Below are 10,418 nucleotides of genomic sequence, written 5' to 3'. Positions count from 1 at the left end.
CGACGGTAGAGATATTCGTAGAGCTTGCCCCCTCATCCGACCCTTCGGGCCACCTTCTCCCCCACGGGGAGAAGAAAGAAGCGGCACCCGCCAGCAATGCGCTCTAACCTGCCATTGGCCTTTAGAAAGTCAAAGGCTTTCCAGTTCCTGACGATGGCGGTACATGGCGAGAAAACGGCGGTAATCCCGCTCATAACGGGGGCCACGCGCCGGATTGCCTGATATTTCCGCATTGCCCGGATACATGGCGGCCCCTGCTGCCGCAAGGTTCGCATGCACCCCGCCGGCCGTCGCCGCCGTCATCGCCGTGCCGAGCAGCACCGCATCGGCGGTGGCGGGAACGACGATGCGCTTGCCCGTCACATCGGCATAAAGCTCCATCAGCAGCGGGTTCTTCACATGCCCGCCGGTAACGTGCAGGCTTTCCACCGCATAACCGAAACGCTCCATCGCATCGAGCACATGGCGCGCGCCAAGCGCAATGGCGACGGCCGTGCGCCAGTAAAGACGGCAGAGACTGTCGAAAGACGTATCCAAAGTCAGCCCGCTAATGACGCCGACGGCGTGCGGGTCGGCAAGCGGCGAGCGGTTGCCGTGGAAATCCGGCAGCACATGCAGCCGCTCGGCGAAGGCCTCGCCCTCAAGCGCGCGCAATTCCGTTACCCGCGCAACGATGCGGGCATGCAGCGCCGTATCCGGCTCACCGCCTGCCGCATGCATGCGCACGATATGGTCGAGCAGCGCACCGGTGGCCGATTGCCCACCCTCCACCAGCCAGTGACCCGGCAGGATCGCCTGCCAATAGGGACCCCAGAGGCTGTGGCCGGGCATCTGCCGCTCCGACATGGCGACAAGGCAGCTCGACGTACCGGCGATCAGCGCCACATGCCGGCCCACATCCGCAGACAGGCAGCCGCCCAATGCGCCGAGCGCGCCGGCATAGGCGTCGATCATGCCTGCCGCCACCTGGCAACCGGTATCGAGACCCAGTTCGGCGGCAGCTTCGGGCGAAAGCGGGCCGATGCTATCACCCGGCATTACCGTAGTTTCGGGAAGCCCTGCCCGCTCCCTCAAATCGGCAAGGCCCGCCAATTCGAGGTAATCCGCCTGCCAGCCGGGATTTTCCTGCGCCAGAAAATTCCACTTCGCCGTCTGCGTGCAATTTGAACGCTGCGCTGAACCGGTCGCCTTCCACGTCAAAAAATCCGCCAGATCGAAAGCGAAGGACATGCGCGACCAGCTTGCCGGCATATGCGTCTTAAGCCACATCAGCTTCGGCATCTGCATTTCCGGCGAGACGCTGTTGCCGGCAAAATCCAGCACCCGGTGGCCGGATGCCGTCAGGCTATCGGCCTCCGATATCGCCCGGTGATCGAGCCAGACGATGGTGTCGAACCGGTCCTCCCCGGTAACGGAAACCGAAACCGGTTCGCCACGCCCATCGCGGATGACCAGCGAGCAGGTGGCGTCGAAACCGATGGCGGCAATGCTTTGCGGCGAAACACCGGCCTCGGCAAGCGCCGCCCTCACCACGATGCAGACCGCCTTCCATATGTCGGTGGAATCGTGTTCGGCGTGGTTTTCCTGCGGCCTCTGCATCAGGATCGGATGGGTGGAGCGGGCAAGCAGCCGGCCGGCCGGATCGAAAATGCCGGCCCGGGCGCTGGCGGTGCCGACATCGACAGCGACGAGATTTTGACGCATCAAGACTGCAATTCCATCCCTTGCGCAACGACCCGGCGACGGCGGCAGGCAAAATCTGCTTCAGCCCGCATTACGTTCCATTTGGCCGTCAAAACCGCCCTTCCCCACATAGCTGCCGACAAGTTGGACCAAATCCGGCATCGCGTCAAACACCGCATTCGCGCCCAGGCCGGCGATCTTTTCACGGAATGCGGGAAAGCGCGCATGCGAACCGCCGGTAAAGGCAAAAACGCCCATGCCCGCGGCCTTTGCGGCGGCAATGCCGGCCGGGCTGTCCTCGATCACGATGCAGTGACGCGGCTCGACGCCCATTTCGCGCGCCGCATGCAGGAAAAGATCGGGCGCCGGTTTGCCGTTCTTCACCATGGTGGCGCTGAAGACATGCGGTTCGAATTTGTCGATCAGGCCCGTCAACCCCAGCGAATAACGGATGCGTTCCGGCTGGCTTGAGGAAGCGACGCAGCGCCGCAGCGGCAGGAGCCTGTCCAGCGTTTCGCCAATGCCGTCAATCGGCCGAAGCTCGGTGCGGAAACGCTCAAACAGCGTCGCCCGCATATGGTCGAGAAAATCGATGTCCGTTTCGACACCGTAATCCTCAAACAACGTCGCCGTCATGCTGGCGACGCTGCGACCGAGGAAGCGCTCATAGGCCTCTTCCTCCCCCATCGTCACGCCGAGATGGGAGAGCATATCGAGAAGGACGGAGATGGAGACCGGCTCGCTATCGACGAGAACGCCGTCGCAATCGAAAATCAAAAGGGGCCCGGTCTCGTCTTCCATCTCATGGTCACTTTTCAGCCAGCTTGTCATCCAGATAAAGCTGCAACGTCTTCGCCGTGCCTTCTTGCCACAGCGTCTTCAATGCATGGGCAAAGCGTTTACGGAAAAGCTCCGATTCGGCAACCGTTCCGAAGATGTCTTCAAGCGCGAGGAAGGCCATCGGATCGTCCTTGGCCTTGATGGCAGCCGCCTGAAGCCGTTCGGCACTGGCGTCGTTGAAGGTGATTTCCTTGCCGCTGTCGGAGGTGCCCTGGAAATAACGGCACCACAGCGCCGAAACCAGCGAAAGGCCGACGATATCCTCGCCGCGCGCCAGACGGTCGGCGGTGGATGGCAGGATGAATTTCGGCTGGCGGTTGGAACCGTCCTGCGCCAGACGCGGAATGGTGTCGCCGATCTTCGGATTGAGGAAACGCCGCTCGATCAGCGCGAAATAATCGGCAAGATTCGTATCGGGAACCGGCGGAATGACCGGAATGATCTCGTCATTTTCAAGCTTTGCCAGAAATGCCCGGATCAGCGGATGTTCCATCGCCTCATGCACGAAATGAATGTCGAGCAGTGCCGCCGGATAGGCGATTGCCGCATGGCCGCCATTGAGAATGCGGATTTTCATGTGCTCATAGGGCGCGACATCCTTGACGAACTGCACGCCAGCCTTTTCCAGCGCCGGGCGGCCGGCGGGGAAATTATCCTCCATAACCCATTGCTTGAACTCCTCGCAGAAGACCGGCCAGTTGTCCTCGATGCCGAAATCGTCGCGGGCGATATTGCGTTCGCGCTCGCCTGTCGCGGGCGTAATGCGGTCGACCATGGAATTGGGGAAAGCGACATTTTCGCCGATCCAGTTGGCGAAGGCAGGATCGGACAGGGCCGCCAGCCCGACCACGGCATTTTTCGTGACCTTGCCATTATGCGGAATGTTGTCGCAGGACATGACGGTAAAGGGTTGCAGCCCCTTGTCCCGCCGCGCCTTCAGCCCGGCGACGATGAGGCCGAACACGGTTTTCGGCGAAGCCGGGTTCCTCCCGTCCTCGGCAATGGCCGGATGCTGCGGATTGAAGGAACCGGAAGCATCGATGAAATAACCGCCCTCGGTAATCGTCATGGAAACGATGCGGATTTTCGGATCGGCGAGCGTATCGATGATGGCCTTCGTGTCGCCGACCTTCAGAATGTCGATCATCGGCCCGGTGACGCGCGCGCCGGTGCGGTTATTGTCCTGCTCCACCACCGTCGTCAGGAAATCCTGCGCGGCAAGCTTTTCGCGCATCACCGCATCGGACGGCAGAACGCCCGCGCCGATGATAGCGAAGTCATGGTCCGCACCTGTGTTGAACAAGTCATCCAGATAAACCGCCTGATGGGCGCGGTGGAAATTGCCGACGCCGAAATGCACGATGCCGACGGAAAGATCGGCCCGGGAATAGGCCGGAACAGCCGCGGTTTTTCTGGCGTCGTCAAGCGTTGCGAGGGAGAGTTTGCATGTCATGTCACGATCCTCGAAGGGGAAACGTTGTTCGTGCCAAGGCCGGGCGACAGGCGCCCGATACTCAGCTCATCCAGTTGCCGCCATCGACATTATAGGTCTGGGCGACGATGTATTGCGCCTCATCTGAGGCAAGGAAGATCGCCATGCCGGTCAGGTCTTCGGCACGGCCCATGCGGCCGAAGGGTACTGCCTCCCCGACCAGCCGCTTCTTTTCACCGGCGGGGCGGTTTTCATATTTCGCAAACAGCGCATCCACGCCGTCCCAGTGCTCGCCATCGACCACGCCCGGCGCAATCGCATTGACGTTGATGCCGTGCCTGATGAGATCGAGCCCCGCCGATTGGGTGAGGCTGATGACGGCGGCCTTGGTGGCGCAATAAACCGCCACCAAGGCCTCGCCGCGCCGGCCCGCCTGGCTTGCCATGTTGATGATCTTGCCGCCTTTTCCCCGAGCGATCATTGTTTTTGCAGCGGCCTGCATCATGAACAGCGTGCCGGACACGTTGATCGAAAACAGTCTTTCGTAGCTCTCGCGTTTGATCTCGACAATCGGTGCGAGGTCGAACAGCGCGGCATTGTTGATGAGGATATCGAGCCCGCCCGCCTGGCCTTCCACGGTGCGGATGGCGGTGTCGATGGAATGCTGTTTGGTCACATCGAGTTCGACGGCATAGGCATTCTCGCCGATCTCGCGGGCGGTCTTGCTGGCGCGCTCGAAATCGATATCGGCAATGGCGACGGTTGCCCCCTCGCGTATATAGGCTTCGGCAAAGGCGCGGCCGATGCCGCGCGCCGAACCTGTTATCAGCGCGGATTTACCTTCCAGTCTTCCCGTCATATCGCCACACCCTTTTCATCGAACCTGTGTATCTTGGTCTCATCGGGCGTGATGAAGACGGTATCGCCGTGTTTGCACTCGAACTCGCCATCGGTCCTTGCGGTAATCGGCCCGATGCCGTTCACCTCGAGATGCAGGAAGGTATCCGATCCGAGATGTTCGGCGACGGTGACCTTGCCCTGCCAGAGCCCACTTTCCTTCGACAGCACCAGATGCTCCGGCCGCACACCGGCGGTGGTGGCGCCCTTTTGGCGGGCGTAATCGCCGGTGATGAGGTTCATGCGCGGCGAGCCGATGAAGCCGGCGACGAAGAGGTTGGCGGGGGAGCGGTAAAGCTGCATCGGCGAGCCAACCTGCTCGATATTGCCGCGGTTAAGGACAACGATCTTGTCCGCCATGGTCATGGCTTCCACCTGGTCGTGGGTGACATAGATCATCGTCGTCTTCAGCGTGTTGTGCAGCTCGGAGATTTCCAGCCGCATGGTGCCGCGCAGCGCCGCATCGAGGTTGGAAAGCGGTTCGTCGAACAGGAAGGCGGAAGGTTCGCGTACGATGGCGCGGCCGATGGCGACACGCTGGCGCTGGCCGCCCGACAGCTGCGAGGGCCGGCGCTCGAGATAGTCGGTAAGATTCAGCACCCTTGCGGCGTCTTCCACCTTCTTATCGATGATCGCCTTGTCGAGCTTGGCCATCTTCAGCGGGAAGGCGATGTTGTTCCTGACGCTCATATGCGGATAAAGCGCATAGGACTGGAACACCATGGCAAGGCCACGCTCGGCGGGAGCCTTTTCGGTGACATCCTTGCCGTCGATGACGATCTTGCCGCCGGAGACATCTTCCAGCCCGGCAATCAGCCGCAGCAGCGTGGACTTGCCGCAGCCGGAGGGGCCAACGAAGACGACGAACTCGCCGTCGTGGATATCGAGATCGATCGACGGGATGACTTTCGCCTCACCGAAGAGCTTGGACACGTTCTGAAGGGAAATGCTGCCCATGTTTGTCGTTCCTTATTTCACGGCGCCAAAGGTCAGGCCACGCACGAGTTGTTTCTGCGAGAACCAGCCGATGACGAGAATGGGGGCGATCGCCATCATCGAGGCGGCCGAGAGTTTTGCCCAGAACAGCCCCTGTGGGCTTGAGAAGGAGGCGATGAAGGCCGTCAGCGGGGCGGCATTGGTGGTCGTCAGCCGGATGGTCCAGAAGGATTCGTTCCAGGCGAGGATGACGTTGAGGAGCAGCGTCGAGGCAATGCCCGGAACCGCCATCGGGGTCAGCACATGGACGATCTCGTTCCACAGCGATGCGCCATCCATGCGGGCGGCTTCGAGAATCTCGCCGGGGATTTCGCGAAGTAAGTGTAGAGCATCCAGATGACGATCGGCAGGTTGATGAAGGTGAGCATGATGGTGAGCCCGATGCGGGTATCGAGCAGGCCGGCATTGCGGAAGATCAGATAGATCGGCACCAGCACGGCGACGGCCGGCATCATCTTGGTGGAGAGCATCCACATCAAAATGTCCTTGGTGCGCTTGGTCGGCGAGAACGCCATGGCCCAGGCGGCGGGAATGGCGATGATCAGCGCGATGATCGTCGAGCCGAGCGACAGCACCACCGAGTTCATGAACGGCTTGAAGTAATCGCGCTGGGTCTGGACCGTCACGTAATTCTCGAGCGTGCCCGACGGAATGAGGCTGAAGCCGGCGATTGCCTCGGGCTCGGTCTTGATCGAGGTGAGGAAGGCGTAAAGGATCGGGAAGAACAGCAGCAGCGCCACGGCCCAGGCCGCGATGGAAAAGCCGATCTTTGCGCGAGTGGTTGTCTTGCGGGCCATGATGTTTCCCCCTTACCGGTCGAGGTTCTTGCCAACCGCCCGCATCAGGAAGATGGCGACGATATTGGCGAGGATGACGGCGATGATGCCGCCGGCCGAAGCGCCGCCGACGTCGTAGCCCAGAAGTGCGGTGCGATAGATGAGGAAGGCGAGGTTGGTGGAGGCATAACCGGGGCCGCCATTGGTGGTGACGAGGATTTCCGCATAGACGCCAAGCAGGAAGATCGTCTGGATGAGGATGACGACCGTGATGGCGCGGGAGAGATGTGGCAGCGTCAGGTAGATGAAGCGGTTGACGAAGTTGGCGCCATCCATCTCGGCCGCTTCCTTCTGTTCGCCATCGAGCGACTGCAGCGCCGTCAAGAGGATCAGCGTCGCAAAGGGCAGCCATTGCCAGGCGACGATGATGATGATGGACAAGAGCGGAAACTGCGCAAACCAGTCGACCGGCTGGAAACCGAAGAAACGCGACAGATCGGCAAGCACGCCGTAGCCGGGATGCATGATCATGTTCTTCCAGACCAGTGCGGCCACCGGCGGCATGACGAAGAAGGGCGAGATGATCATGATGCGCACGATGCCCTGGCCGAAAATGTCATTGTCGAGCAGAAGCGCAATGGCGATGCCGCCAACCACCGTGATGAGCAGCACGCCGCCGACGATCAACAGCGTGTTCCAGATCGACTGGAAGAAGGCCGGATCGGTATAGAAATACTGGTAATTGAACAGACCAGCGAAGCTGACATTGGCCGGATTGAGGAGATTGTAGTTCTGGAACGAGAACCAGAGCGTCATCGCCAGAGGCACGATCATCCACACCAGCAACAACAGCACCGATGGCGCAAGCATCACCCGCGCTAATCCGCTTGTGTTTCGGGTTGCCATTGCACTCACCTCCCCTTGAGCCTGGGCGTCACGACATGCGCCCGGCATATCCGGAAGAACCGGCTCATTCTTGTTTTGATTTGAAAGGCTTAAACGCCACCATACAGACCGGCGGCTTGCCGTCCCCAAGGTTCGCTGCCCGGCATTGGCGCCGGGCAGCGATCTTCGGGAGGATTACTTGATGTAGCCGGCGCGGGTCATTTCACGCGTCGCGGTCGACTGGGCGCCCGCAAGCGCATCGTCAACGCTGGACTGACCGGCAACGACCGCCGAGAACAGCTGACCGACCGTGGTGCCGAGCGCCTGGAATTCAGGGATCGCCACGAACTGACCGCCGGTGTAAGGCACGGGCTTTACGGTCGGCTTGGTGATGTCAGCGGCATCCATTGCGGCAAGCGTCGGCTTGGCGAAGGCGGCGGCCTTTTCATACTCGGCATTCTTGTAAAGCGAGGTGCGGGTGCCCGGAGGCACGTTTGCCCAGCCTTCCTTGGAAGCGACAAGCTCGGTATATTCCTTGCTGGTTGCCCAGGAGATGAACTTCTCGGCCGCTTCCGCCTTCTGCGAGCTCTTCGGGATCGCGAGGTTCCAGGACCACAGCCAGTTGCCGTGGTTCTTCAGCTCGCCATGCGTCGGGAAGATGGCATAACCGACCTTGTCGGCAACGGTGGAATCCTTCGGGTTGGAGACGAAGGAAGCAGCGACCGTAGCGTCGATCCACATGCCGCACTTGCCCTGCTGGAACAGCGTCAGGTTTTCGTTGAAGCCGTTCGAGGATGCACCGGAAGGGCCGGCATCTTTCATCAGATCGACGTAGAACTGCAGGGAGCTCTTCCATTCCGGCTGATCGAACTGCGGCTTCCAGTTTTCGTCGAACCAGCGGCCGCCGAAGGAGTTGGTGAGCGCGCTGATGAAGGCCATGTTTTCGCCCCAGCCGGCCTTGCCGCGCAGGCAGATGCCGTTGATATCGGCCTTGCGGTCGGTGATCTTGCGGGCAGCGTCGCCGATGAATTCCCAGGTCGGGTTATCGGGCATCTTCAGGCCGGCTTTTTCGAACAGGTCCTTGCGATACATGATCATGGCGGATTCGCCATAGAAGGGCGCGGCGTAAAGCTTGCCTTCGCTGGAGAGGCCGCCGCGGATCGCCGGCAGCAGATCGTCGACGTCATATTTGTCGCCGAGCTTCTCGAGCGGCAGCAGCCAGCCCTGCTTGGCCCAGATCGGCACTTCGTAATTGCCGATGGTCATGATGTCGTATTGGCCGCCATTGGTGGCGATATCGGTGGTCACGCGCTCACGCAGGACGTTTTCTTCAAGCGTCACCCACTCGACCTTGATGTCGGGGTTCTTGGTGGTGAAGTCCGAGGTCAGACCCTGCATGCGGATCATATCGCCGTTGTTCACGGTCGCGATGGTCAGCGTCTCGGCGGAAGCAAGGGTCGAAAAGGCGAGTGCCGAGCATGCGCCCAGCAAAATGGTCTTCAATGTCATATCTTCCTCCCAGAAGAAAAATGATGAGCATTCGCTTTGCTCTAGGGCATTTACTCACCTCATCAGCAAAAAAGTCAAGCGACATCCTGTGCTGCGACGCACATGCAGAAACCAAGCCGTTGATTTTATGTGTTTAATTTTTGCTCAGTGCGTGAGCAAATATTCGCTTGTGACTTCATCGGTGATGAGGCCGTTCAGCAGACCACCCCTCAACGCCGCCAGAATCGAGGCGTTCTTGCGTGCGCCCTGCGCCATGCCGATGACGGTGCAGGTCTCTCTTGAAGGAATGGGAACGGAGGCGACGCGCTCGTTGACGGAATGCTCGAGAATGCGGCCATTGGCATCATACATCCAGCCGCAAATCTCGCCAACGGCACCGCTTGCCATCAGCGCCTTCATCTCATCCACGCCGAGGAAACCATCGACGCAGAGCGGCGCGTTTTCACCGAGTTCGCCGACACCGACGAAGGTGACATTGGCCGCGGAACCCAGCGCCAGCGTGGAGCGCACCATGGACTGGTCGTGCAGCAGTTCCCGCTCTTCCGCAGAAGAACATAGAACCGGCAGCGGCATCGGAAAATGCCGTGCCTTGATGGCATCGGCCATGCTGAAGATGACATTATAATAGGCGGCCGAGCCATCCGGCCCGATATTGCCCGTCAGCGACACGATGCGATGCTGGGGGCATTCCATCGGCGGCAGCTGGTCGACAGCGGCCTTCAATGTACGGCCGGTACCGATGGCGAGCACGATGGGATCGGCATTCTTCAGCCAGCGCTCGATTTCCGCCGCCCCGGCCTCGGCAATGCCGACAGTGGAGGAGACGCCGGCCGGATCGCTCGGCACCACTTCGATATATCTAAGGTCGAATTTTTCCTTGAGACGTTCAGCTTTTTCGAGACAGGCGGCGATGGGGTGATCGAGCCGGACCTTGATCAGCCGTTCGGCAACAGCAAGCGATACCAACCGCTGCGCCGATTGCCGGGAAATGCCCATGGCGGCGGCGATCTCATCCTGCGTGCGGCCCGCGACATAATAAAGCCAGCCGGCACGGGCCGCATCGTCCAGCCGTCCATGTGCGTCGTTTCGTCTGGCCATGCCGCTGCCCTTTGAGAATTATGCTTGCGCATTTGCTGGCATTTTTTTGCGTCGGCTGTCAAACGGCGGATGCAGAAGAGAGCACTCAGTGGGCCTAAAATCATCTGGCGTGACGGTGCGGCAAATTTCTTCTCCCCGCCGGGGAGAAGGTGGCCCGAAGGGTCGGATGAGGGGGCAACGTTAGCGATATACGGAGAACTTGCTTGTTTTTTGCTTCTGCTTCTGCTCTGTGCTCGTTCGCTCGCTCGCGCTCGCTCGACGCGCGCTCGACGACGTCACTCGACGCTACGCGTCGCGTGTAC

8 protein-coding genes and 1 pseudogene are annotated in these 10,418 nt (G+C 60.5%); all 9 read right to left on the bottom strand.

Annotated features, from left to right (window positions below; translation table 11 throughout):
* Positions 1–129: 129 nt before the first annotated feature.
* Positions 130–1,704: an FGGY-family carbohydrate kinase gene (locus AGR7B_RS21960; protein WP_162934256.1), complete on the bottom strand. Its 1,575-nt coding sequence runs from the start codon at positions 1,702–1,704 to the stop codon at positions 130–132.
* Positions 1,705–1,764: 60 nt separating this feature from the next.
* Complete coding sequence (locus AGR7B_RS21955; protein ID WP_080857884.1) at positions 1,765–2,484, bottom strand: HAD family hydrolase; 720 nt, start codon at positions 2,482–2,484, stop codon at positions 1,765–1,767.
* A 7-nt stretch (positions 2,485–2,491) separates the two neighbouring features.
* The gene (locus AGR7B_RS21950; protein ID WP_080857883.1) at positions 2,492–3,976 is read right to left on the bottom strand and encodes a mannitol dehydrogenase family protein; all 1,485 of its coding nucleotides are present in this window, start codon (positions 3,974–3,976) and stop codon (positions 2,492–2,494) included.
* A gap of 61 nt (positions 3,977–4,037) precedes the next feature.
* Positions 4,038–4,814, bottom strand: a complete 777-nt coding sequence (locus tag AGR7B_RS21945; protein WP_080857882.1) for an L-iditol 2-dehydrogenase — start codon at positions 4,812–4,814, stop codon at positions 4,038–4,040.
* Positions 4,811–5,809, bottom strand: coding sequence for an ABC transporter ATP-binding protein (locus AGR7B_RS21940; protein ID WP_080857881.1), 999 nt, complete (start codon positions 5,807–5,809; stop codon positions 4,811–4,813). The genes AGR7B_RS21945 and AGR7B_RS21940 overlap by 4 nt, the downstream gene beginning before the upstream one ends.
* Positions 5,810–5,821: 12 nt before the next feature.
* Positions 5,822–6,645, bottom strand: a pseudogene (locus tag AGR7B_RS21935) (carbohydrate ABC transporter permease).
* 12 nt (positions 6,646–6,657) lie between these two features.
* Positions 6,658–7,530: a carbohydrate ABC transporter permease gene (locus AGR7B_RS21930; protein ID WP_080857880.1), complete on the bottom strand. Its 873-nt coding sequence runs from the start codon at positions 7,528–7,530 to the stop codon at positions 6,658–6,660.
* Between the two features lie 174 nt (positions 7,531–7,704).
* Positions 7,705–9,018: an ABC transporter substrate-binding protein gene (locus tag AGR7B_RS21925; RefSeq protein ID WP_065655300.1), complete on the bottom strand. Its 1,314-nt coding sequence runs from the start codon at positions 9,016–9,018 to the stop codon at positions 7,705–7,707.
* A 144-nt stretch (positions 9,019–9,162) separates the two neighbouring features.
* Complete coding sequence (locus AGR7B_RS21920) at positions 9,163–10,116, bottom strand: sugar-binding transcriptional regulator (RefSeq protein WP_080857879.1); 954 nt, start codon at positions 10,114–10,116, stop codon at positions 9,163–9,165.
* Positions 10,117–10,418 lie beyond the last annotated feature (302 nt).

It is taken from the genome of Agrobacterium deltaense RV3, assembly GCF_900013505.1.
Lineage (GTDB): Bacteria > Pseudomonadota > Alphaproteobacteria > Rhizobiales > Rhizobiaceae > Agrobacterium > Agrobacterium leguminum.
This window is presented reverse-complemented; position numbering and strand designations above follow the sequence as displayed.